At 67.8% G+C, this 23807-nt stretch carries 22 protein-coding genes; 11 read left to right on the plus strand and 11 right to left on the minus strand.

What is annotated here, in order from left to right:
• The 5 genes from BST38_RS19780 to BST38_RS19800 all read left to right on the plus strand — a co-directional run bounded on the left by BST38_RS19780 (position 1) and on the right by BST38_RS19800 (position 6536).
• Positions 1 to 1380: an LLM class flavin-dependent oxidoreductase gene (locus BST38_RS19780; protein ID WP_272818856.1), complete on the plus strand. Its 1380-nt coding sequence runs from the start codon at positions 1 to 3 to the stop codon at positions 1378 to 1380.
• 141 nt (positions 1381 to 1521) lie between these two features.
• Positions 1522 to 3084 carry an APC family permease gene (locus BST38_RS19785; RefSeq protein WP_083145176.1) on the plus strand — a complete coding sequence of 521 codons (1563 nt, stop codon included), beginning with the start codon at positions 1522 to 1524 and terminating at the stop codon, positions 3082 to 3084.
• Entirely contained in the window at positions 3081 to 4283 is a 1203-nt protein-coding gene (locus BST38_RS19790) for an acyl-CoA dehydrogenase family protein (RefSeq protein ID WP_083145177.1), read from the plus strand. Before BST38_RS19785 ends, BST38_RS19790 begins: the two co-directional genes overlap by 4 nt.
• A gap of 28 nt (positions 4284 to 4311) precedes the next feature.
• On the plus strand, positions 4312 to 5304 hold the full coding sequence (locus BST38_RS19795; protein WP_083145178.1) for a GNAT family N-acetyltransferase: 993 nt from the start codon (positions 4312 to 4314) through the stop codon (positions 5302 to 5304).
• Positions 5301 to 6536: an acyl-CoA dehydrogenase family protein gene (locus BST38_RS19800; protein WP_083145179.1), complete on the plus strand. Its 1236-nt coding sequence runs from the start codon at positions 5301 to 5303 to the stop codon at positions 6534 to 6536. The genes BST38_RS19795 and BST38_RS19800 overlap by 4 nt, the downstream gene beginning before the upstream one ends.
• A 56-nt stretch (positions 6537 to 6592) precedes the next feature.
• Here the strand turns inward: BST38_RS19800 and BST38_RS19805 are convergent, their stop codons facing one another.
• The 11 genes from BST38_RS19805 to BST38_RS19855 all read right to left on the minus strand — a co-directional run bounded on the left by BST38_RS19805 (position 6593) and on the right by BST38_RS19855 (position 19389).
• Positions 6593 to 8356: an ABC transporter substrate-binding protein gene (locus BST38_RS19805; RefSeq protein ID WP_083145180.1), complete on the minus strand. Its 1764-nt coding sequence runs from the start codon at positions 8354 to 8356 to the stop codon at positions 6593 to 6595.
• Positions 8357 to 8389: 33 nt separating this feature from the next.
• Positions 8390 to 9373, minus strand: a complete 984-nt coding sequence (locus BST38_RS19810; RefSeq protein WP_083145181.1) for an ABC transporter permease — start codon at positions 9371 to 9373, stop codon at positions 8390 to 8392.
• A gap of 3 nt (positions 9374 to 9376) precedes the next feature.
• Positions 9377 to 10318 (minus strand): ABC transporter permease, encoded by a 942-nt coding sequence (locus BST38_RS19815; RefSeq protein ID WP_237160854.1) that lies wholly within the window; start codon positions 10316 to 10318, stop codon positions 9377 to 9379.
• On the minus strand, positions 10315 to 11952 hold the full coding sequence (locus BST38_RS19820; RefSeq protein WP_083145182.1) for a dipeptide ABC transporter ATP-binding protein: 1638 nt from the start codon (positions 11950 to 11952) through the stop codon (positions 10315 to 10317). The genes BST38_RS19815 and BST38_RS19820 overlap by 4 nt, the downstream gene beginning before the upstream one ends.
• A gap of 94 nt (positions 11953 to 12046) precedes the next feature.
• On the minus strand, positions 12047 to 13264 hold the full coding sequence (locus BST38_RS19825) for a GNAT family N-acetyltransferase (RefSeq protein ID WP_083145183.1): 1218 nt from the start codon (positions 13262 to 13264) through the stop codon (positions 12047 to 12049).
• Entirely contained in the window at positions 13261 to 14361 is a 1101-nt protein-coding gene (locus BST38_RS19830; RefSeq protein WP_083145184.1) for an LLM class flavin-dependent oxidoreductase, read from the minus strand. The genes BST38_RS19825 and BST38_RS19830 overlap by 4 nt, the downstream gene beginning before the upstream one ends.
• A 10-nt stretch (positions 14362 to 14371) precedes the next feature.
• The gene (locus tag BST38_RS19835; protein WP_083145185.1) at positions 14372 to 15211 is read right to left on the minus strand and encodes a MetQ/NlpA family ABC transporter substrate-binding protein; all 840 of its coding nucleotides are present in this window, start codon (positions 15209 to 15211) and stop codon (positions 14372 to 14374) included.
• A 19-nt stretch (positions 15212 to 15230) separates the two neighbouring features.
• On the minus strand, positions 15231 to 15947 hold the full coding sequence (locus tag BST38_RS19840; RefSeq protein ID WP_083145186.1) for a methionine ABC transporter permease: 717 nt from the start codon (positions 15945 to 15947) through the stop codon (positions 15231 to 15233).
• Positions 15944 to 16933 (minus strand): methionine ABC transporter ATP-binding protein, encoded by a 990-nt coding sequence (locus BST38_RS19845; RefSeq protein ID WP_083145187.1) that lies wholly within the window; start codon positions 16931 to 16933, stop codon positions 15944 to 15946. Before BST38_RS19845 ends, BST38_RS19840 begins: the two co-directional genes overlap by 4 nt.
• A gap of 107 nt (positions 16934 to 17040) precedes the next feature.
• Positions 17041 to 17307 carry an ANTAR domain-containing protein gene (locus tag BST38_RS19850; protein ID WP_083145188.1) on the minus strand — a complete coding sequence of 89 codons (267 nt, stop codon included), beginning with the start codon at positions 17305 to 17307 and terminating at the stop codon, positions 17041 to 17043.
• Between the two features lie 75 nt (positions 17308 to 17382).
• Positions 17383 to 19389: a glycoside hydrolase family 15 protein gene (locus BST38_RS19855; RefSeq protein ID WP_083145189.1), complete on the minus strand. Its 2007-nt coding sequence runs from the start codon at positions 19387 to 19389 to the stop codon at positions 17383 to 17385.
• Positions 19390 to 19476: 87 nt separating this feature from the next.
• Between BST38_RS19855 and BST38_RS19860 the strand changes: the two genes are divergently transcribed.
• The 6 genes from BST38_RS19860 (at position 19477) to BST38_RS19880 (ending at position 23798) form a co-directional block, all read left to right on the plus strand.
• Positions 19477 to 19716 carry a hypothetical protein gene (locus BST38_RS19860; RefSeq protein WP_083145190.1) on the plus strand — a complete coding sequence of 80 codons (240 nt, stop codon included), beginning with the start codon at positions 19477 to 19479 and terminating at the stop codon, positions 19714 to 19716.
• A 113-nt stretch (positions 19717 to 19829) separates the two neighbouring features.
• Positions 19830 to 19922 carry an Ms4533A family Cys-rich leader peptide gene (locus BST38_RS29865; RefSeq protein WP_353961528.1) on the plus strand — a complete coding sequence of 31 codons (93 nt, stop codon included), beginning with the start codon at positions 19830 to 19832 and terminating at the stop codon, positions 19920 to 19922.
• A gap of 119 nt (positions 19923 to 20041) precedes the next feature.
• Positions 20042 to 21067, plus strand: a complete 1026-nt coding sequence (locus BST38_RS19865) for a sulfate ABC transporter substrate-binding protein (RefSeq protein WP_083145191.1) — start codon at positions 20042 to 20044, stop codon at positions 21065 to 21067.
• Positions 21064 to 21939: a sulfate ABC transporter permease subunit CysT gene (cysT, locus tag BST38_RS19870; protein ID WP_083145192.1), complete on the plus strand. Its 876-nt coding sequence runs from the start codon at positions 21064 to 21066 to the stop codon at positions 21937 to 21939. Before BST38_RS19865 ends, cysT begins: the two co-directional genes overlap by 4 nt.
• Entirely contained in the window at positions 21936 to 22754 is an 819-nt protein-coding gene (gene cysW, locus BST38_RS19875; RefSeq protein ID WP_083145193.1) for a sulfate ABC transporter permease subunit CysW, read from the plus strand. Before cysT ends, cysW begins: the two co-directional genes overlap by 4 nt.
• A gap of 15 nt (positions 22755 to 22769) precedes the next feature.
• Entirely contained in the window at positions 22770 to 23798 is a 1029-nt protein-coding gene (locus tag BST38_RS19880) for a sulfate/molybdate ABC transporter ATP-binding protein (RefSeq protein ID WP_083145194.1), read from the plus strand.
• Positions 23799 to 23807: the final 9 nt, after the last annotated feature.

The raw sequence follows: 23807 nt of genomic DNA on the forward strand, positions 1-23807 counted from the left end.
ATCACACCCTTCGTCCTGTCGGCATTCACGATGTCGACTGTGTCGCACGGCAATTACGGCCTGTGGCGGCACCCGGCCGACACCACGTCCCGCTACACCGACGTCCGTTACTGGGTCGAGCTGGCGAAGTTGCTCGAGGCGGGAGGGTTCGACGCACTGTTCATCGCCGACGCGGTTGGTCAACTCGACGTGTTCGGCGGTGACGCGTCGGCCGCGCTGGCCCGGGCAGTGCAGACTCCGGTGACGGATCCGCTGCTCGCCGTCTCGGCAATGGCCGCCGCGACCGAACATCTCGGGTTCGGCATCACGGTGTCCACCACCTACGAGCACCCGTACCTCTTGGCGCGCAAGTTCAGCACGCTCGACCATCTCACCGACGGCCGGATCGGCTGGAACATCGTCACGTCGCTGCTGGACAGCGCCGCCCGCAACATCATCGGGCGCGACCGGCAGATCCCGCACGACCAGCGTTACGCCATGGCGCAGGAATTCGTCGAGGTCGCGTTCAAGCTCTGGGAGGGATCCTGGGAGCCCGACGCGGTGGTGCGCGACCGCGCCAGCGGTGTGTACACCGACCCGGACAAGGTCCACCCGATCGCCCACGAGGGTACCTACTTCAGTGTGCCCGGCGCCCACCTCGTCGAGCCCTCACCGCAGCGCACCCCGGTGCTGTTCCAGGCCGGAACCTCCGCGGCGGGGCGGGAGTTCGCGGCACGCAATGCCGAGCTGGTGTTCGCCAGCGACCCTCGGCCCGACGTGCTGCGCCGCAACATCGAGGACGTCAAGCGCCGCGCCGCGGCGTGCGGCCGCAGCCCTGGGTCGATCAAGTTCATCACCTCAGTCGAGATCGTCACCGACAGCAGCGATTCGGCGGCCCGCGTGAAAGCGGACGAGCTGGCGCGTTACCACGACCTGGACGGAGGTCTGGTGCTGCTGTCGGCGCTCAGCGGTGTCGACTGGTCGCAGTACGGGGTCGACCGACCCATCGAACAGTTCGACACCGACGCCAGCCGGTCGATCCTGGCCGCGGTCGATGATGCCGGCCATCGACAACGGATCACCCTGCGCGACTACGTCGGAGGTCTCGGTGGATTCGGGGGACAACTGTTCGTCGGCTCCGCGCAGACCGTGGCCGACGACCTCGAAGCGTATGCGGAACGCGCCGGCGTGGACGGGTTCAACATCGCCTACCACATCACCCCCGGAAGCTTCGCCGACGTCGCGGAATTCCTGATCCCCGAACTTCGCCGGCGCGGGCGAGCACGGCCGACCGGTGAGCCGGTTTCCCTGCGCCAGCGCATCTTCGGTGGCTCCAGCGCACTGTTGCCGGACGACCATCCGGCTGCTGCGTTCCGGCAGAAAAGAATCTTGCCGATTTGATGGCTCACGTCCGGGCTGATGTTCCGGCACCGTGACAGTAATCAAACCCTGTCGTCGAATCGGCTGTGGGACTGAGGTTTATCGCGTCCACGCGGAAGCCGGAAGTGCCCGTGCCGAACACCGAGAGAAAGCGGGCACACCATGTCCACACCGACTCGCCCCGCAGTGGCGTTATCCGGCCGGGGCCTCACCTCGGCGGAAGGGACCGGGCTCAAGCGCGACGCCGTCGGCGCGTGGGGCGTGTTCGCCCAGGGTCTGGCGGCAGCTGCGCCGAGCGTCGCCGTCGCGGTCGTGCCGTTCTCGCTTTTCGTCGCCGCCGGCAAGGGTGCGGCGTGGGCGGTGATCGTGGGCCTCGGGATCGTCGTACTCATCGCCACCACCATCAGTTTCCAGGCCAAGCGCACGGTGTCCTCGGGGTCCTTGGGCACCTACACCGGCAACGGGCTGGGCCCCGGTTTCGCGTTCGCGGCGGGGTTCAGCCTGCTCATCGGATACATCGGCTTCGCGACCACCGGAACGCTGGGCGGTGTCCTGTATCTGGACGCGTTCCTGGAATCGATAGGGATTGTCTCCCAAAATCATTGGTTCCGTCTGCTGCTCGTGTTCGTCGTGGTGGCAGCAGCGGTGTACCTGCCGTACCGCGGGGTGTCGATCTCAGCGAAGTACGAGCTGGTCTTCGAGCTCATCGCGATCGCGTCGATCCTGGTGATCATCGTCGGCTCCTACCTCACCTACGGATTCCGAGTCGACTGGGAGCAGTGGAACCCGCAGCACCTCGCGTCCAGCGCGACGTTCATCGCCGCGGTCTCGGCCGTCGGGTCCTACGCGGGCTTCGAAAGCGTGGCATCGCTGGGCGCCGAAGCCAAGGACCCGCACCGCAATATTGCCCGCTCCCTGCTGCGCGTCGTGCTGATTCTCGGCGTGCTGTATGTCGTGGCCACCTACCCGCAGATCCTGTTCTTCGACAACATCGACGGTGACAAAGCCGTGCTCCCGCAGCTGGCGGACAGCGCAGGCGTGGCGTGGGTCAACCAGATCGTCAGCGGCGCCGTGGCGATCGCGTTCATCGTGTTCGTCACCGCGGTGACCACCGCCGGTGCCCGGTCGCTGTTCACCTTCGCCCACGAGGGTGCGCTGCCGAAGGCGCTGTCGCAGGTGCACTCCCGCTATCAGACCCCGTGGGTGGGTGTGCTGTTCATCGGCTCCCTGGCGCTGATCTTCTCCGTTGTGGCGACCTTCAGCTCGGCGGGCCGGCTGGTGTTCGACGTGTACGGCGGCTACGTGGCGACATGGGGCTTCCTGATCAGCTACTTGCTGGTTGTCATCGCGACACCGATCTGGCTGTACAAGATCAAGGCGCTCACGCCGTTGCGGTTGGCGGTGTCGGCGGCGGCGGCGCTGGGTCTCGGCTACGTGATCTTCAGCAACTTCTATCCGGTGCCCGAATTCCCGTTCAACATCCTGCCGTTTATCTTCGGCGGCATCCTGCTATCCGGGCTGGCCTGGTACTGGTACCTGACCAAGGCCAAGCCGGAGGTGGCGCGTCGCATCGGCACGATCCAGACCCTGTCGGAGGAGGAGCAGCAGCGTCTCGCCGACGCGGGCATCCTCGACGTCCTCGCGCAGGCCGACGCAGCCTCCGACTCCACCTCCGACGATGACGATCCGCAGGCCCGCCGGGATCGCGAGCCGGCCGCACCGTGACGTCCCCGAAATTCCTCGGCGCCGCGACGACTGTTCGCGACAAACTGAAAGTGACTGCCGCACAGCGGGACCGGTCCGGACTCGATCCGGTCGACGAGATCGGCTGGCTCAAGGACGCCGACCTGCTGGGACTGTTCCTCCCTGAGGAGTACGGCGGTGCGGGCGCCACCTGGTCGCAGGTGGCCGAGGTGGTGCAGACGATCGCCGAGGCCGACTCGTCGATCGGCCACGTACTGCTCTACCACTACTTCGGGAGCCTGGCGGGAACGCGTGCGGAGAACGGCTTCGTCGGCGCCGCCCGGGCCCGACGGATCGCCGGCCGGCGACTGTTCCACGGCACCGTCGCCCAGGCCGCCTATCCGCCGCTGATCCGGGCCACCCAGACGCCGGAGGGTTTCCGGCTTAACGGGTCCAAGCCGTTCACCAGCGGCGCCGCGGTGGCCGACGTGCTGCTGGTGTGGACCGTGTTCGACGACGGGACGACGCTGCGCGGCAACGACTTGTCGGGCCAACTGGCGACCTTCCACGTCGAGCGCTCGTCGCCTGGTGTGTCGTTCGGCGGCGACTGGGACAACATCGGTCAGCGCCTGACCGTCAGCGGCACCACCACGCTGAGAGAGGTGGAAGTAGCGACGACCGATCTGATCGGGTACGGCTACGGCGCCACCGAAACGACCGCGGCCGACCACCTCGACGTGCTGTACATGTACGCCGGCTTCGCGTCGATCTTCACCGGCATCGCCGTCGGGGCGCTCACCGAAGCAGCGGAATACACCCGCGGCCGGTCCCGGGCGTGGGTCGAGTCCGGAAAGCAGCGGGCCGGCGACGATCCGCTCGTCCTGGAGCGCTACGGGCAGCTCTGGACACAGGTGCAGTCGGCCGTCGCGCTGACCACGCGCGCCAACTCCGCGCTCGACGACGTGCGCGTCCAGGGCGCGTCCCTGACCTGGTCCCACCGCGCCGAGGCTGTGACGTTGATCAACGCGGCCCGGGTACATGCCAGCGAAGTCGCACTGACCGTGGCGAGTCGGTTGTTCGAGGTCACCGGCGCCAGATCGACGGCCGCTGCCGAGGGGCTCGACAGGTTCTGGCGCAACGTCAGAACACTGAGCCTGCATGATCCGCTGCAGCACAAGCAGGTTCAGATCGGCGACTACGTCCTCAACGGCACCGAGCCGACACCCGGCTTTTACTCGTGACCCTTCGCCCGCACCCTGGAGACATTTCATGAGCCTGACCGACCATCGCAGGCGCGTCGACACCTGGCAGTTGACGCCCGCGACCTCCCACGACCATCCGTTGATCGCAGACTTCCTCGCCACCACCGACGGACTGGCCGGCCGCAAGTTCGCCGCCGACTCCCGCGATGTCGCAGAACAACTCTCGGGGGCATACCCCGATGCGGTGACCGTGGTCCGCGACGGGACGGGACGCATCCGCGGCTACGCGGCGCTGCACCAGCCGCACGGACTGCAGCCGGAGATCGTCGCCGATGTGGTGCTCGACCCGGACGCTCCGCCAAACCTCGCCGACGGCGTCGTCGAAGACCTGGTGGCGAGGTTCCGTACGGAGAGCGCGGCCATCCCGGGCTCTTTCCTGCGCACTTTCATCGGCGATGCCCAGACGCCGGTGATCGACGCGCTCACCCGCCGCGGAGCCGTCAGGGAAGGCCAGTTCATCCGGACCCGCAAACCGCTCGGCGACGAGGACCCCGCGGCGCTCGCCGCGGCCTCCCGCGACGGCATCACGGTGGTGCGCTGGCCCGAAGTGATCAGCCGCGGGCTCGGTGAACAGGTTCGCCGGCTGCAGTACGACACGTTCCTCGAGCATTTCGGGAACATGTCCAAGACGCCGGAGGCGTGGCAGCACCATATCCACAGCCGGTTGTTCGCACCGGATTTCAGCATCGCGGCGCTCGACGACCGCGGCGACGTCGTCGGTTACGTGCTGGGATCGGTCTACACCGCCGGCACCGGGACCTCGGAGGAACGCAGCGCGCACACCGACTACATCGGGGTGCGCGCAGACCAGCGCCGCAGCGGCATCGCCGAGCTGCTGCTGCGCAAGATCTGGCTCGCCGCGTTGTCGCGGGGGCTGACCGTCGCCTCTCTCGGTACCGACATCCACAACCGCAGCAACGCCCACCTCCTCTACGCGCGGCTGGGATACGTCGCCGTCGAGTTCCAGTCCGCCTACCGAATCGAAGGTTATCCCCAGTGACGATCAACACGACCTACCTGACGGCGCCCACCGCGGATCTCACCGATCTGCAGGACCGCTTCCAGCCGGTGTTCGACAAGGTCGCCGAAGGCAACGTCGAACGCGAACGCCGCCGGGTGCTTCCGCACGAACAGGTCCGGCTGCTCAACGACGCCGACTTCGGGAAGCTGCGAATCCCGGTGGAGCGCGGCGGCCTCGGCGCATCGCTGGAGCAGACCTTCCTGCTGCTGGCCGACCTCGGTGCGGCGGACTCCAACGTGGCCCACATCTGGCGCAACCATCTGGCGTTCGTCGAGGATCGGCTCAACGCCCCGGTGTCGGACACCAACGATGCGTGGATCGCCCGCTTTCTGGACGGCGAGTTTGTCGGCGGCGGCTGGACCGAGGCCAACAACGTCACCCTCGCCAACATGACGACCACGGTGACCGCCCGCGACGACCATTGGGTTGTGACGGGGTCGAAATACTATGCCACCGGCAGCCTCTACGCCGACTGGCTCGACGTCATCGGCCGTGACAGCGACGGAGAACTGGTCGCCGCGTTGGTGCGCCGCACCGACCCCGGGGTCACGCTGGTCGACGACTGGCAGGGATTCGGGCAGCGAACCACCGCGAGTGGCTCGGCTCGCTACGACGGCGTCCGCGCCGAGCGCGGCAACGTGTTCCCCGCCGCGGAACGCTTCACCTACCAGCCGCACTTCTACCAGATCGCGATGCTGTCGGTGCTGACCGGCATCACCCGTGCCGCGTTGCGGGACGGTTCGGCGGCGCTGGCGGACCGCAAACGCAATTATCCGCAGGGGCTGGCCGAGAAGCCCACCGACGACGCCCAGCTGCTGCAGGTGATCGGGGAGGTGTCGGCCGACGTGTTCGCGGCCGGGGCAGCGCTCGGGCTCAGCGCGCGCAGCCTCGACGGCATCGTCGCGGGACGGATCTCCGGCGACGACGCCAGGGCGCGGCAGCGGCTCATCGACGCAGAGGTCGCGGTGACCCAGGCGCAGTTGGTGATCATCGGTTCCGCGCTGCGCACCACGACGAACATCTTCGACGCACTCGGCGCCTCGGGCGTTTCGGAAGGCTTCGCACTCGATCGTCATTGGCGCAATGCGCGCACCCTTGCATCCCACAATCCGCGGGTGTACAAGGCCCGCATCCTCGGTGACTGGCTGATCAACGCCAAGGATCCGGTGCCCGATCTGGCGGCCCGCGGACGCGGCGGCCAGGGCGACTGAGATCTGAACAAAGCGCGTGGTGCCGACCGGGGGGCCGGCACCACGCGCCTTTTTCGTTATCCCGTCACGGCGATGTTGGTGATGTCGCCGCCGTTGCCCAGTGACTGCCACGTCCAATTCGTCACCCGGTCCGAGGTGGGCACCGACTTCACTCGCTCGATCAACGGGAACCACGCAAGATCCTCGGTGGCGATCCTGTTGGCCTGCTTCCAGTCCTCGGTCGAATCCTCGGCGGCGAACGCACGACGCACCGCAGCATTGAGTTCGGGGTTGTCGTAGGTGACACCGTTCCAGGTGCCGCCCGGAGCGAATTCCGAATCCAGCCAGCCGCCCAGAGTCATCCTGGCGCTGTTGCCTTGCCAGTCCGGGGTCCAGTTGGTGATGGCGAGGTCCCACTGGTCGAGCTTGGACTTGTCGGCGAGGAATGCGCTGAACGCACCCCAGCTCTCGCCCGGTATCGGGGTCAGCCGCACCGTGATTCCGCTGCGTTCGGCTGCCGCCTGCACCGAGGTGGCGATCTTCTCGAATTCCGGGGTGTTGCGGTACGCGACGTTGACGGTCAGGTCCTGCTGACCGGCTTCCGTCAGCAGCGCCTTCGCCTTCTCTGGATCGCCCTTGTCTTCCGGTGTCGGGTAGGGGTTCTCCTCGTTGTATCCCGTGATCGTCGAGGTCAGGATCTCGTTGCTGACGATCGCGGAATCCGGTCCGCCGAGCCCGCGGACGATGTCGGCCCGATTCAACGAGTAGTTGAAGGCCTGCCGGACCCGGAGATCCTTGAGTGCACCCTGAGCAGGTGTCGCCGGTTCGGCCGGATTGTTCCAGCTGATGAAGATCGCCGAACCGCTTGCCGACTTGTGCAGGTGGTCCGGGTCGGTCTTTTTGTACTGGGCGATCACGTTGGCCGGATAGGACCGGATGTAGAGTCCGATGTCGGCGGTACCGGTCTGCAACTGCTGGGAGGCCGCGTCGGCTGAGGCGACTGTCGTATCGAAGACGATCTTGTCCGCGTACGCTTTTCGCGGGTCTCCGTCGCTGTTGTACTCGGGCACCTTCGTCAGGGTCAGCTGACGGTCGGGCTCGTAGGACTCGATGAAGTACGGGCCGCTGGAGACGTAGTTCTTCCGGAACTCCAGGCTGTCGGCGAAGTACTTCGACACCACCTCTTCGGGCAGCGGCGACACGAAGTTCAGCGTCAGGATGTCGAGGATGTCGCTCGCCGGCTGGGTCAGAGTCAGCTGTAAGGTCCTGTCGTCCAGCGCCTTCAGCCCGCTGATCTCGTGGGTGTCGATGAACTCCTGCACCGCGGCCAGATCGCCCGTGGGCACCTTGGCGAATTCGGCGGCGTACTCCTCGAACCCGGCGAACAGCGCGTTGTAGTAGGTGATCGCACTGACCTGGGCATTGGGATCGGGGAAACGCTTGACGGCGTAGACGAAATCGTGCGCGGTGATCGGGCGCGTCGAGGCACCCGAGAAGTTGATGTCGTCGCGCAGATGGAAGGTGTAGGTCAGCTTGTCCGGGCTGACCTCCCAGCTCTCGGCCAGGTCTGGCACGACTTCGGTGTCGGCCCCGATGCTCTCCTGGTTCCCGGCGTAGGTGACGAGCTGCCGCGTCGTCGCCCTGATCACCTGCCACGATTCCGCGGAATAGGCGATCAACGGGTCCAGTGCATCAATGTCGCCGACCGAAGCCACCTTGAGGGTGCCGCCGTAGAGCTGCGACGGGTCACCGGGGGCGGCCTGCTCATCGCTGGCGCCGCACCCGGACACCAACATCACCGCCCCCGCCATCGCAGCGACAGCGCGTACTACCGATCTCATCGTTATTTCTCCTTGTGTGTTGCGGTGCGCGGTCTATTTGCCGCTGCGGGCGTGGGTGATCACGTCGATGACGAACGTCGCGACAACGAAGATGACGGCGCCCAGAAGTGTGCAGCCGATCACCACCGGCGCGTCACCGCTGTTGGCGGCGCTCACGGCGAGCCGGCCGATGCCGTCGAGGCCGAAGATCTGCTCGGTGATGATGGCGCCGCCGAGGATCGCGGCGAACTCGATGGCCCCCAGGGTCAGGATCGGGTTCAGCGCCGCCGACAGTGCGTGATCGAAGTACACGCTGCGCGGCGGTAGGCCCTTGGCCCGTGCGGTGCGGATGAAGTCCTTGTTCGCGACCTCGAGTACCGAGGCGCGTACGACCCGTTGGAACAACCCGACCTGCGCGATCACCAGGGTGGCCCACGGCAGCAACAGGTGCAGCGCCCACTGCGCCGGTGAGGTCGTCAACGGCACATACCCGCCGCTCGGGAAGAACTTGAACCCTGCGAGTGAGAGCTGGTAGTACAGCCCGAACAGCAACAGCACCCCGGTGACGAACGTCGGTACCGAAAGGAAAACGTAGGAGATCCCCGACGTCACGGTGTCGAAGAAGCCGCCCGGTCTCCGTGCCGCGTACACACCGAGCAGCACCGACAACGCGATCCACAGCACCAGCGCGCCGACGGCGAGGCTGACCGTCACCGGGAACTTCTCCAGGATCAATCCGGTGACCGGCCGCTGTTCCCGGTACGAATAGCCAAGGCTGGGCGGCCAATTGAGCAGTCCCGTCGGTGTGCCCTTGATTTCCGGTCCGCGCACGACGTAGTGCCACAGCTGGACATACCACGGGTCATCGAGCCGCAGACTCTTGGTGATGGCGTCGACCGTCTGCTGGGAGGCGTTCTCCGGGGCCAGCATCCGGCCCGGATTCTGGTAGGCGAGCTTGGTGAGGCCGAACGTGATCAGCACGACGGCGAAGACGGTGATCACCATCCGGGCGGCCCGGGCGAGCAGGAAGGGCGCCATCGTTCACCGGGCCGAACTGGGATCGAAGCGGCTGCGCAGCCGCGTGCTCAACACGTTGCATCCCAGCACCGTGACGAAAAGGCCGACAGCGGGCGCGATCAGCATCAACGGCTGCACCTGATACAGCGCGGAGTCTTGTGCGTTGGCGATCATCGTGCCCCAACTCGGAGTCGGCGCCTTGATCCCGACGCCCAGGTACGACAGCGATGCCTCGGCGACGATGTTGGTGGGCAACTGCACCGCCCAGTAGATGATCACGGTCGGAGCGATGTTCGGCAGGATCTCGGTGACGATCACCCGGGTATGCGAGCTTCCGGCGCCGATCGCTGCGAGCACGAACGGTTTTGCCTTGATCTCGATGACCGAGTTCCGGACGAGGCGGGCGAAATAGGTCCATGAAAACAACGCGATGATGCCGATCACCACGATGATCGGATCGACGAGGGTGGTGCCGGCGGTGCCACGGTTGAGCGTCACCACGCTCAGCGCGGTGACGAGGAACGGGAACGCCAGCGCGATGTTCGTCAGCTCCGAGAGCGCCGCGTCGATCCGGCCCCCGAAGTAGCCGCCGGCCAGTCCCACAGCGACGCCGAGCAGCATCGCGATAGTGGTGGCGGGGATGCCGATACCCAGGGAGATCCGGGCTCCGTACAGGGTTCGGATGAACACATCGCGCCCGCTGCCGTCAGCACCGAGCAGGAAGCCGTTCCCACCGGTGATGGGCAGGCCCGCGTCGTCGAGCGTGTCGTCGGGGAACTGGTCGGTGGGACCATGGCCGGTCAGTGCCGCGATCAGCGGCGCGCTCAGTGCGGCGAGGAGGACCACGCCGACGAGGACCGCGCCGAACACCAATCCGGGGTCGGCGGACAACGACCGCAGCGGGGTGCGTGCGGGAACAGCGGAAAGCCCGCCGTTCACCGACGACGGAATCAGCAGCCCGCTCACGACACCCGCGTCTCCAGTCGGGGCACCGCGTCGATGAGGGCCCGGGTGTAGGACGACTGCGGGGCGGCGAAGACCGCTGCGGTGTCGCCGATCTCCTCGACGCCGTCGGGGCCGAGCACGATCACGCGTGGGGCGATCGACGATACGACGCCCAGATCGTGGGTGATGAACAGGAACGCGGTGTGCTGTTCCTCGACGAGCTGACGGATCAGGGCCAGGATCTGGCTCTGCGTGGTCACATCGAGAGACGACAACGCTTCGTCGGCCACAATCAGCCGCGGGGAGAGTACCAGCGCGCGCGCGATCGCCACCCGCTGGCGCTGACCGCCGGACAGCTCCGCCGGGTGCCGTTGCATCAACGCTCGGGGCAGCCGGGCGGCGTCAGCGGCGCGCTCGACCTGCGCGGAGATCAGCTCACGCGGCTCGCGTTGGGCCAGCAGGGGAGCGGCCAGCGACTCCGCGACAGTACGGCGCGGATTGAGGCTGGAATACGGATCCTGGAAGACGAGCTGCACCGTTCGCCGGATTTCGGCGGGCAGCCGCGGAATCCCGTCGGACACCGACGTGGGGTACCTCGTTCCCGCCAGCGTGATCTCGCCCGCGTCGGCGTACTGCAGTCCGGCGATGATGCGTCCCACGGTGGATTTCCCCGACCCTGATTCGCCCACCAGACCCACGATTTCGCCGGTGTGCAATGTGAAGTCGAGGTTCTCGACGACGGTCCGGCGCCGACCTTGCCGGCCGCGCTCCCGATACGACTTCCGCAGGCCGTGTACCTCCAGCAGCGGGGCGGCATCTCTGGCCGCCGGGGGTCTGCCGGTCGACGGTGCCACGTCGATGCTGTGTACCCGTGACGCGTCCAGCAGCTCCCGGGTGTAGGGCTGCTCCGGGGCGTGGTAGATCTGGTCGCGGGAACCGGATTCGACGACACGGCCGTCCTTGACCACCACGACGGTGTCGGCGATCTCGTGGACGACGCCGAGGTCGTGGCTGACGAAGACGATGGCGGTGCGATGGTCGGCCTGCAACCGCGTGAGCAACCGCAGGATTCCGGCCTGCACGCTGACGTCGAGAGCGGTGGTGGGTTCGTCGGCGATGATCAGCGCCGGGTTGTTCGCGATGGCGATCGCGATCATCGCGCGCTGCCGCATACCGCCGGAGAACTCGGCAGGGTAGCTGTCGTAAGCCTTTTCGGGCCTGACGATGCCCACTTCGTCGAGCAGTGTGATGGTCCGCGCGCGACGGGAGCGCCGGGTGCCACCGCCGTGGATGCGAAGCACCTCGTCGATCTGGGTGCCGATGGATTTGAACGGGTGCAGGTTGCTCTGGGGATCCTGGAAGACGAACCCGATGTCCTTGCCGAGGACCCGGCGCAGTTTCCGGGCCGGCAGCGTCAGCAGGTCGCTGCCTGCGAAGTGCACCGTACCGGTGACGTCGGCGTTCGTTCCGAGCAGGCGGGTCGCGGCGAGCAGGGAAATGCTTTTCCCGGAACCTGATTCGCCGACGATTGCCAGGGTCTGGCCCGCGTCGACCGAGAAGCTGAATGATTCGACAGCGCGCACCGCCCGCCGTCCGGTGGCGCGATTTCCTGTGTGGAGGGTGACGGCGAGGTCGGAGACGTCAAACAGCGCCATCGTTCGCCCATGTCATGTTCGACACTGTCCGCGAACAGCGGTGGTATGACACGAATTACGATCAACCGGAAGTTATGGCCAGCTTAACGGTGCGCTAGAAGTAGATTCCGGTGTGCGCTGCCTGGTCGGTGCGGAACAAGCTGTCCGCCAGCGCAATCACCTCCGGATCGGTGGCCTCGGCCAGACCCGTGAGCGCGAGCGTGCGCCACGGCGTCGCGCCGAGCAGCGCGGCCGCCAGCCCGACCGGCCCGGTGCGCAGCCGCGCGGCGGCTGTGCTCGGCTGCACGCCGCCCGCCGAGATCTCGAAGGTACCCGAGTTGTCCTGAAGCAGTGGATCGCTGATATGCAGCGTGATCGCCCCGGTGCCGGAATAAGTGCGCGCGGCGAGCGCCGCGGCGACGTCGACCACACGTAGCCACGTCTCGTCGCGGGTGGCGGTCACCCGTGCGGCGCGCGGATCGGTGAGCAGCCAGGGCAGCGGATCGTCGAGGGGCAACATCGTGAACACCAGCCGGTCGGCCAGGTCGAGGTCGAGCAGGAACCGGACCAACCCGAGGTAGGCCTCGGTGGTCGGGGCGAAGAAGTCGTCGACCACGACGGTGCGTTGCTCGCTGACGAACCACCTGTCTGTGTCCACCGGGTGATACCGGACGAAACCCGTCTCGGCGCCGGGATCGCCGTGCAACGCCACGTAGCGCGCCCCGGTGGTCCCCGCTGCGCGCAGCCGTTGGAGCTGCCACCACACCGAGGGCCGGGCGATGCTGCCGGGGCGGGCCGGGTGGTTCTCGGAGTAGATGCGCGGCAACACATCCCACGCGTGGCTGGGGTCGACGAGCCGCACCTGCCCGCCGCCCTCGACGCCGGCACGCAATACGGCGCGCCTCCTGTCGAGCTCTACGGTACTCGACGTGCTGGCCACGCCGTATCCGAAACGCTCGTAGATGGTCGCTTCCGACGCCCGCAGCGTGGCGACCATTTCACCGCGGGTCCTGATGTCGTGCAGCTGGCTCGCGAGCAGAGCGGTGGCGATACCGCGTCGCGTGTGCGACGGCAGCACGCCGACGTGGGTGACCGCCGCGTGCGGAACGCACCGGCCACCGGGCAGGGTGAGGCTGCTGCCGACCGCTTCTGTGGTGCCCACCAGCTCGGCCCCGTCGAACGCACCCAGTGTGCGTCCCGGCTCGGAGAGCTTGGCGATCTGTCCCGGTTCCAGTCCGGTCAGCGGCGCGAAGCCAACCATCGCCGCGCGGAACACGTTCGACGCCGCGAGCAGCTCGTCGTCGGTCTCGAGAGGGCGGATCCGGTGCGTCACACCAGCCCACGCGCCCGCAGCACCGCTCCGGCGCCCTCGGCGAACCAGAAGGCCTCCTCGATGTGCGGCTGGCCGGACAGGATGAAGTGGTCGATGCCGAGCGCGTGGTACTCCGCGATGCGGTCGGCGACCTCGGTGTGGCTGCCCACCAGCGCGGTGCCCGCCCCGCCGCGCACCAGGCCGTATCCCGCCCACAGGTTCGGCGAGATCTCCAGATCGGATGTCCGGCCATCGTGCAACGCCGTCATCCGGCGCTGGCCGACCGACTCCGAACGCGCGAAAACCTCCTGCGCCGCCCGGATCCGGTCGTCGCTGATCGAGGACAGCAGCCGTTCGGCGTGCGCCCACGCATCGGCGGAGGTGTCGCGGCTGATCACGTGCAACCGGATGCCGAACTGCAGTGTCCTGCCGTGCGCGGCGGCCCGGATCCGCAACCGGTCCAACCGTTGCGAGATCTGCGCCGGCGTCTCACCCCACGCCAGGTAGGTGTCGACGTGTTCGGCGGCGACCTCCTCCGCGGCTTCGGAGGCGCCGCCGAAGAAGATCTGGGGCGGATCCCAGTCGCCGAAGTCGATGCGGGCGCCGTCGATGCGGTAGTGGTCGCCGGCGAAGTCGAACGTCGTGCCGCGAGGCGCGGAGCTGACCCCGCGCAGCACCGACAGGAATTCGCCTGTGCGCCGGTAGCGTTCGTCGTGGTCGAGGTGGTCGCCGAAGCGTGCCTGCTCGACCGGGTCGCCGCCGGTGACGATGTTGAGCAGCAGCCGCCCGCCGGACACCCGCTGGAACGTGGCCGCCTGATGCGCGGCCAGGGTGGGCGAGATGAACCCGGGCCGGAACGCCACCAGGAACTTCAGCCGCGTCGTGACCTGGCTCAGCGCCGCGGTGGTGATCCACGCGTCCTCGCACCACGTCCCGGTCGGGGTCAGCACCGCTTCGAACCCGAGAAGTTCGGCGGTGCGGGCGATCTCGCCGAGGTAGGCGATCGTCGGCGGCCGGATCCCGCCTGCCGAGGGCCCGAGGTGGGAATCGTCGCCCGAGCCGACGATCTCGCGGCTGTCGCCATTGGTGGGCAGGTACCAGTGCAGGTGGATGCTCATCGCGGTGTCCTCAGAACGCGGGGTAGACGTCGCCACCGGGCCAGCGCTGCTCGATGAATTCCTTGGTCTGCGGGCTGTGCAACAGCTCGTCGAGCTTCACGATGCTCGGGTCGCCCTGGTTGTCCTCGCGGCTGGCCAGGAAGTTGGCGTACGGGTTGTCGTCGGTGGATTCCACGATCAGCGCGTCTGCGAGGGTGTACCCGGCGTCGAGGAAGTAGTTGCCGTTGAGGATCGCCAGGTCGACGTCGGGTACGGCCTTGGCCTGCAGATCCGGTGCGGCCTCGATGAATCGGAGGTTCTTCGGGTTGCCGACGGTCTTGACGTTGACCGGTCCGTCGGCCGGTAGCGTCACCAGGCCCTTGGTCTGCAGCAGCGCCAGCGCCCTGGCCTGGTTGCTGCCGTCGTCGGTGATGCTGATCCGCGCTCCGTCGGGCAACTGCTCAACGGAGGTGAACTTGTCGGAGAACGCCGCATACGGCTCGATGTGGACGCCGGGGAACGCGTGCAGCCGGTAGCCGAAATCGGCGACTTGCTCATCGAAGTACGGCTTGTGCTGAAAGTAGTTGGCGTCGATGTCGTTTTCGGCCAGCCACCGGTTGCCGAGGGAGTAGTCGTCGAAGACGCGGACGTCGAAATCGAGGCCGGCCTCCTTGGCGGGGCCGTTCTTGATGAACTCGAGGATCTCCGCATGCGGCACCTGGGTCGCCGCCACGGTGATGCGGTCCTTCTTGTCCTCGCCGCCGAGCCACAGGAAGCCGGCCACCGCGACCACCACCGCGGCGATGGCGGCCAACGCCAGATACAGCGGGGTCCGTCGGGTGGGTGGTCCGGCCGGGGGAGTCGTGGTCATCAAAGTGTGTCCTTTCCTGTCATGCTGCGACAGCGGGTGTTTCGTCGGTGCGTGACCGATGGTCGGTGCGGCGGGCGAAGAAGTCGCCAACCACTTGGAAGAACTGGGCGAGAAGGATCAGCAGCAGCACGGTCGACCACAGCACCGGCCCGTCATAGGACCGCGCACCGTAGCGGATCGCGAGGTCCCCGAGTCCGCCGCCACCGATGACGCCGGCCAGCGCCGAGAACCCCAGCAGCGCGATGATCGTGATGGTCAGTGCGGCGATGATGCCGCTGATCGATTCGGGCAGAAGAGTTTTCGTGATGATCTGCCATCGGGTGGCGCCGACGACGCGTGCCGCGTCGATCTTGCCCGCATCCACCTCGCGCAGGGACGCCTCGACCAGCCGCGCGAAGAACGGGATGGTGCCGATGGTCAGCGGCACCATCGCCGCGACGGTGCCGAGGCTGGATCCGACCAGCAACCGGCCCAGGGGCCACAACGCGATGACCAGCACCAGGAAGGGCAGAGAGCGTGTCACGTTGACGAGCGCGCCCAGGGTGCGGTTGAGCCAGCGCACCGGGGACAACCCGCCCGGTGAGGTCGCGTAGAGCAGGACGCCCAGCGGTATCCCGAACAGCACCACGAAGACGAACGGGACGAACACGAGTTGTAGCGTCTCGTTCAGCGCGACCGGGACGGCGTCGGTCTTGAGCAGGATCGAGTCGTCGATCCAATCGGTGAAGGCGCTCATACGCGCACCCCGGCGACGGTGAAGCCGAGCCGGTGTTGCCGGAACCATCGCGCGTACTCCGCGACCCGGTCGGGGGCGGTGGATCGGCCGGATGCCGACAGCGCCAGCTGGAACTGCGACACCGTCTGCTCACCGAGGCGGAGTACCTCGCCGTCGATGATCCGCACGTCGGTGTCGAGCTCGCGGGCCAGCGTGCTGATGAACGACGCCGACGCGTCGGCGCCGGCGACCACGTTGACGATCAGTTCGCCGTCGGCGGGAGGCGGGGGAGCGCTCAGCGGCGGCAGCAGCCCGGAGCCGGGATCGGCGGCGACGTCGGCGAGCGGACCCTGTACGACCACCCGGCCCTCGTCGAGAACCGCGACGCGGTCGGCGATCTGGCGCACGATCGACAGATCGTGGGTGATGAGCAGGATGGTCACGTCGAGTTCGTCGCGCAGGTCGGTGAGCAGGCCCAGGATCTCCTGGGTGGTCGCCGGATCCAGTGCACTGGTGGGTTCGTCGGCGAGGATCACGCTCGGCCGCGCCGCGAGTGCCCGCGCGATCCCGATCCGTTGCCGCTGGCCGCCGGACAGCTGGGCCGGATAGCTCTCGCCGCGGGTACCCAAGCCGACCAGCTCCAGCAGTTGCTGGGCGCGGTGCCAGCGCTCCGTGCGATCCCAGCCCGCGATCTCCAGCGGGAACTCGATGTTCGCCCGCGCGGTGCGGTTGTCGAGCAGGTTCGCCGACTGGAAGACGTTGCCGAGGCGGCGGCGCGCGATCCGCAGTTCCCGCTCCGGGAGCGCCGTCAGGTCCTGCCCGTCGAGGACCACCCGGCCCCGCGTCGGCCGTTCCAGCAGCGCGATGTTGCGGACCAGCGTGCTCTTGCCCGACCCGCTGCTGCCGACGACCCCGAGGATCGCGCCCTGCTCGACAGAGATGGACACGCCGTCGAGCGCGCGGGTGCTTCCGTAGACCTTCGTCAGGTCTTCGGTGTAGATGGACATACCTTCCTCGCTGTCGAGAGCCTGTGCCGCAACGGGCCTAGACATTCAGACCGAGAAACGCTGCGGTGCACAGAGTTCTGGTCAGCGAGGTTCAAAGTTGCCGATCGTCAGCCGGAGGAGAATGAGTGCGCCCTGCGGCCTCTGATCAGCGCATCCCAGGCGTTGAACGCCTCCGCGTGATCGGCGGACGCGGCGCCACTGGCGACCGCGACCAGCCCGGACGCGATCGCACCGAGGCCGAGGCCGGTCTGGTGGACGACACGCACCAGCTCCTCGAACGCCTGGGTGCGTGAGCATCCGCGCAGCCCGATGAGGATGCCCACGGCGTTGTCGATGACTTGACGAGATGTCTCGTCTGCTCCGGTGAGACTCATGTCACCGATGCTCCGCCGCGGCGGGGGCCTCGGCGAGCATTCCGCGCGGGCAGACGCAAATCCCCCGCGCGGCCGTCACACCGGGGCGTTGGCGGGCTGGAACACCCCGGAGCTGTCGGCCTCCTCCTCGGCGCGGATCACGTGGACCACGGCGTTGATCAGTGCCAGATGGGTGAACGCCTGCGGGAAGTTGCCCAGGTGCCTGCCGGTGCGCGGCTCGATCTCCTCGGCGTAGAGGTGCAGCGGGCTCGCGAACGACAGCAGCCGTTCGCACAGATGCCTCGCGCGGTCGATCTCGCCGATCTCGACGAGCGCCGACACCAGCCAGAACGAGCAGATCGTGAAGGTGCCCTCCTCGCCGGAGAGCCCGTCGTCGGTCTCCTCGGTCCGGTAGCGCAGCACCAGACCCTCCTCGGTGAGCTCCTCGGCGATCGCGAGTACCGTCGCCCGGATCCTCGGATCGTCGGGGGGCAGGAACCGGGTCAGCACCGCCAGCAGCAGTGACGCGTCGAGCGCCGGATCGCCGTAGCGCTGGGTCAGCACCCCGCGCTCGTCGACGCCGTGTTCGAGGATGTCGGCCTTGATCTCCTCGGCGATCTCGCGCCACTGCTGGGCGTAGGACTTCTCGCCCTCCAGGTCGGCGAGCTTGGCGCCGCGGTCGAGGGCCACCCAGCACATGATCTTGCTGGACGTGAAGTGCTGCGGTTCGCCGCGGACCTCCCAGATCCCGCGGTCGGGTTCGCGCCAGTGTTTGATCGCTTCCTCGACCTGCTCGCGCAGGACCGGCCACAGCGTCTCGGGGATCTGCTCACGGGATTTGGTGTGCAGATAGACCGAATCGAGCATGGTGCCCCAAATGTCGTGCTGCATCTGGTTGTAGGCGCCGTTGCCGATCCGCACCGGCCGGGCGTTGTCGTAGCCCGACAGGTGGTTGAGTTCCTCCTCGACCAGGCTGCGCTCACCGCCGACGCCGTACATCACCTGCAGCGGGTGCCGCTCACCGTTGTTCGCGCCCGACACGTCGGCGATGAACGCGAAGAAGTCGTCGGCCTCGCGGTCCAGCCCCAGTGTGTAGAGCCCCCACAGCGCGAACGTGGAGTCACGGACCCACGCGTACCGGTAGTCCCAATTGCGTTCGCCGTGAGGTGTTTCCGGCAGCGATGTGGTCGGCGCGGCCAGCAGCGCGCCGGTCGGGGAGTAGGTCAGCCCCTTCAGTGTCAGCGCGCTGCGCTGCAGGTACGCCCGCCACGGATGGTCGGGGAAGTCGCCGACGTTGATCCACTGCCGCCAGCATTCGCTGGTCTTCCACATCTTGTCGGAGGCCTCTTCGAAATTCTGCGGCGCCGGATGCTTGGACCAGCTCAGCGCGACGAAGACGTTGTCGCCCTCTTTGAGGCGCGTCCGCGCCCTGGCCTCCCGGCCCTCCAGACCGATGCGGAGGTTGGTGGTGAGCCGCAGCGTCGGGTGCGAATCGGGGTTCTTGGTGGCCCGCGCGATCGCCTCGCCGTAGGCATGCGCCGAGTACTCCCAGTGCGCGCTGGTGCGGTGGTAGTCGAACGACGGCTCGCAGCTCATCACGACCTCGACGGTGCCGCTGACGCACCGCACGGTGCGCAGCAGGATGTGCTCGGCGTCCCAGTCCATCGGGGTCCGGCGATGGGTGCGCGACCGGGTCTCCAGGTCGTGCCAGGGCCCCATCACCAGCGCGTCGCGCACGATGAGCCAGCCGGTGTGGGTCTGCCACGTCGTCTCCAGGATCAGGCTGCCGGGCAGGTAGCGCCGCGCGGCCGGAACGGACACCCCGTAGGGGCCGAGCCGGAAGTGGCCCGCGCCGCGGTCCAGGATCGCGCCGAACACGCTCGGGGAATCCGGCCGCGGCACGCACAACCACTCGACCGAGCCGGCCGACGAGATCAGGCATTGCGTCTCGCAGTCCGATAGGAACGCGTAGTCGGCGATCGGCGGGAACGGATTCCGCAGCGGGCCGTGGCTGTAGTTCATCGTCGGCGACGGGAGTGTCAGGGCCGACGACTCACCGTTGGACGACAGGGCCTCGGACGCATCGGACTGCGGCAAAACCATTCGCACATCATCGACTGTCCGGCGCCCCGGCGTCTACCGGAACAAACCCCGTGTCCCGGCCGGCGTGCGGGCGCATAGTCTGGCCGGGTGGACGGCTTCCTCAACTGGTGGGACGGAGTGGAGCTGTGGCTGTCCGGTCTGCCGTTCGTCGCGCAGACGGTGGTGGTGATGCCGGTGGTGCTGACCCTGGCCTATGTCACCGCGGTCGTCCTCGACGCGCTGCTGGGCACCGGCATCAAAGGGCTCCGGGTTCTGCGCCGGGCCCGGCGCAGCCACGACGGCGCCGTGAGAGATGGCGTGAGAGATACCGAAAGGGGCGATCGATGACGGGGATGCCGCGCTCGCGGGTGACGCTGGCGCTGGTCGCGCTGATCGTCCTGGTCATCGTGATGTGGCTGCTGACGAGATGACAGTTCACAGCTTCTGTTATTCTTCGCGCCATGCAACCGGCGTCCGGCAACAAGAGCGGTCACATCGTGGCCCTCATTGCCGTGGGTTTCTCTGCCGTTGCTGATGTCTGTTGTTGTCGCTGACACCCTGCCCGTTCGTGGCTCGGGGTCGGCGACGGCTGGGGCGTATCTGCCCTCAGTACTGAGCCTGCCTTTCCGCAAACGGGTCCCGCTCGAATCCCGATAACCCGGAAAGGTCACCCATGCGAAACCTGCTGAAATCCACGAGGCGCTGGCGCACTGCGGCCGCGCTCGCCACCACCGCGACGGTGCTGGCCGCCTGCGGCGGCGGCGCGAGCGACGTGGCAGGTGGGGAAGGCGGAAGCGGTAACGCCGAGACGACGCTGACGCTGGTCGCGTTCGCGGTGCCGGAGCCGGGCTGGTCGAAGGTGGCGCCGGCGTTCGCCGCGACCGAGGAGGGCAAGGGTATCGAGGTCACGGCGTCCTACGGCGCCTCCGGCGACCAGTCCCGCAGCGTCGAGTCCGGCAAGCCGGCCGACATCGTGAACTTCTCCGTCGAGCCCGACATCACCCGCCTGGTCAAGGCGGGCAAGGTCGACGAGAACTGGGACGCCGGCCCGAACAAGGGCATCGCGTTCGGCTCGGTCGTGAGCTTCGCGGTCCGCCCCGGCAACCCGAAGAACATCCGCACCTGGGACGACCTGCTGCAGCCCGGCATCGAGGTGATCACCCCGAGCCCGCTGAGCTCCGGCGCCGCCAAGTGGAACCTGCTCGCGCCCTACGCCTACGCGAGCAACGGCGGCCAGGACCCCGAGGCGGGCATCGAGTTCGTCAACAAGCTCGTCACCGAGCACGTGAAGCTGCGTCCCGGCTCGGGCCGGGAGGCCACCGACGTGTTCCGCCAGGGCAGCGGCGACGTACTGCTGGCCTACGAGAACGAGGCGCTGAACTTCAACCTGGAGCATGTGAACCCGCCCCAGACGTTCAAGATCGAGAACCCCACCGCGGTGGTCAACACCAGCGCGCACCGCGACAAGGCGCAGGCGTTCGTCGACTTCCAGTTCACCCCCGAGGGCCAGAAGCTGTGGGCCGAAGCCAACTTCCGCCCGGTCGACCCGGCCGTGCTGGCCGAGTACGCCGACAAGTTCCCCGCCCCGGAGAAGCTGTGGACGATCGCTGACCTCGGCGGCTGGCAGAACGTCGACACCCAGCTGTTCGACAAGGACAACGGCACCATCACCAAGATCTACAAGCAGGCCACTGGATGACCTCTTCTGTCGTCGACCCGAATCCTGACGCGCGCCGCCCGGAGCCGACACCGGCTCCGGGCGGCGGCCCGGGATTCCGCCGGCCCGGCGGCGCCTCCCTGCAGGTGGGCGTCGCGGTGGTGTGGCTGTCCATCATCGTGCTGCTGCCGCTGGCCGCGATCATGTGGATCGCCGCCAAGGGCGGGTGGGACTCCTTCGTCACGACGGTGACCTCACCGTCGGCGATCGCGTCCTTCAAGGTCACGCTGACCATCTCGATCGCCGTGACCGTGGTGAACGTGGTGTTCGGGCTGCTCATCGCGTGGGTGCTGGTGCGCGACGACTTCTGGGGAAAGCGGATCGTCGACGCGCTCATCGACCTGCCGTTCGCGCTGCCCACCATCGTGGCCAGCCTGGTGCTGCTCGCGCTGTACGGCCCGCGCAGCCCGGTCGGGATCCACATCCAGCACACCGCGTGGGGTGTCGGGCTGGCGCTGGCGTTCGTGACGCTGCCGTTCGTGGTCCGCGCGGTGCAGCCAGTGCTGCTGGAACTCGACCGAGAGGTCGAGGAGGCCGCCGCGTCACTGGGCGCCAACAACGCCACCATCTTCTTCTCGGTGATCCTGCCCGCGCTGGCCCCGGCGCTGCTGTCCGGCGCCGGTCTGGCGTTCTCCCGGGCGATCGGTGAGTTCGGGTCGATCGTGCTGATCGGCGGCGCGATCCCCGGCAAGACCGAGGTGTCGTCGCAGTGGATCCGCACGCTCATCGAGAACGACGACCCGGCCGGCGCCGCCGCGATCTCGATCGTGCTGCTGGCGATCTCGTTCGCGGTGCTGTTCGTGTTGCGGTACCTCGGCGCCAAGGCCGCCAAGCGGGACGAGGCGGCGCGATGACCCTGTCGCTGCCGACGAAGCTGATCCTGCGCGTCATCGCGCTGTTCTACGTCACCGCGCTGCTGATCGTGCCGCTCGGCGCGATCCTGTGGCAGACGTTCGCGCCCGGTTTGGGCGCGTTCTGGGCCTCCATCACCACGCCGGCCGCGCAGTCCGCGCTGTCGTTGTCGCTGCTGGTGGTGGCCATCGTGGTGCCGCTCAACGTGGTGTTCGGCGTGTCGACGGCGCTGGTGCTGGCGCGCCGCAAGTTCCGCGGCAAGAACCTGCTGCAGGCCGCGATCGACCTGCCGTTCGCGGTGTCGCCCGTGGTGATCGGCGTCGCGCTGATCGCGCTGTGGGGGACCGCGGGGCTGTTCGGGTTCGTCCAGAACGACTTCGGCGTCAAGATCATCTTCGGGTTCCCCGGCATCGTGCTGGCGAGCATCTTCGTGACGCTGCCGTTCGTGATCCGCGAGGTCGAACCGGTGCTGCACGAACTCGGCACCGACCAGGAGGAGGCGTCGGCGACGCTCGGGGCCAACGCGTGGCAGACGTTCTGGCGCGTGACGTTGCCGTCCATCCGGTGGGGGCTGACCTACGGTGTCGTGCTGACCGTGGCCCGCACCCTCGGCGAGTTCGGCGCCGTGCTGGTGGTCTCGTCGAACCTGCCCGGCCAGTCGCAGACGCTGACCCTGCTGGTGCACGACCGCTACACCCGCGGCGACGACTACGGCGCCTACACCATCTCGACGGTGCTGATGGCGGTCGCGGTGACTGTGCTCATCGCGCAGATCGTGTTCGACGCCCAACGTAAACGCGCCAGAGCCGAAGACTGAGCAGGAGAGAGACTCATGTCTGCCACCAATGACATCGCGATCGAGGTCAAAGGCGCGAACAAGCGCTACGGGGAGTTCGCCGCACTCGACAACGTCGACTTCGTGGTCCCGAAGGGCTCACTGACCTCGTTGCTCGGCCCGAGCGGTTCGGGCAAGTCGACGCTGCTGCGCGCGATCGCCGGCCTCGATCAGCCCGACTCCGGCACCATCGTGATCAACGGTCGCGACGTGACCCACGAGCCGCCGCAGCGGCGCGGGATCGGGTTCGTGTTCCAGCACTACGCGGCGTTCAAGCACCTGACGGTGCGCGACAACGTCGCGTTCGGGCTCAAGATCCGCAAGAAGTCCAAGACCGAGATCAAGACCAAGGTCGACGATCTCCTCGAGATCGTCGGCCTCGGCGGGTTCAGGGACCGTTACCCGTCGCAGCTGTCGGGCGGTCAGCGCCAGCGCATGGCGCTGGCGCGCGCGTTGGCGATCGACCCCGAGGTGCTGCTGCTCGACGAGCCGTTCGGCGCGCTCGACGCCAAGGTGCGCGAGGACCTGCGGCTGTGGCTGCGGCGCCTGCATCACGAGGTGCACGTCACGACCGTGCTGGTGACCCATGACCAGGCCGAGGCGCTCGACGTGTCCGACCGGATCGCGGTGCTCAACAAAGGCCGCATCGAGCAGGTCGGATCCCCGACCCAGGTGTACGACCAGCCGGAGACCGAGTTCGTGCTCGGCTTCCTCGGCGCGGTATCCGCGCTCGACGGCGCGCTGGTGCGCCCGCACGACATCCGGGTCGGCCGCACCCCTGAGATGACGCTGGCCGCCGACGGGTCCGGGGTCGGCACCGCGGTGGTCGAGGCGACGATCGACCGGGTGGTGAAGCTGGGCTTCGAGGTGCGCGTCGAGCTGACCGATCCCGGCACAGGGGCGCCGTTCACCGCCCAGATCACCCGCGGTGACAGCGAGGCGCTCGGGCTCAAGGCGGGCGACACGGTGTACGTGCGGGCGACCCGGGTCCCACCGATCGCGCAGCGCGTCGGGGTCTCGGTCTGATCACCAACT

It is taken from the genome of Mycolicibacterium parafortuitum (assembly GCF_002086815.1).
GTDB classification, from domain to species: domain Bacteria; phylum Actinomycetota; class Actinomycetes; order Mycobacteriales; family Mycobacteriaceae; genus Mycobacterium; species Mycobacterium parafortuitum.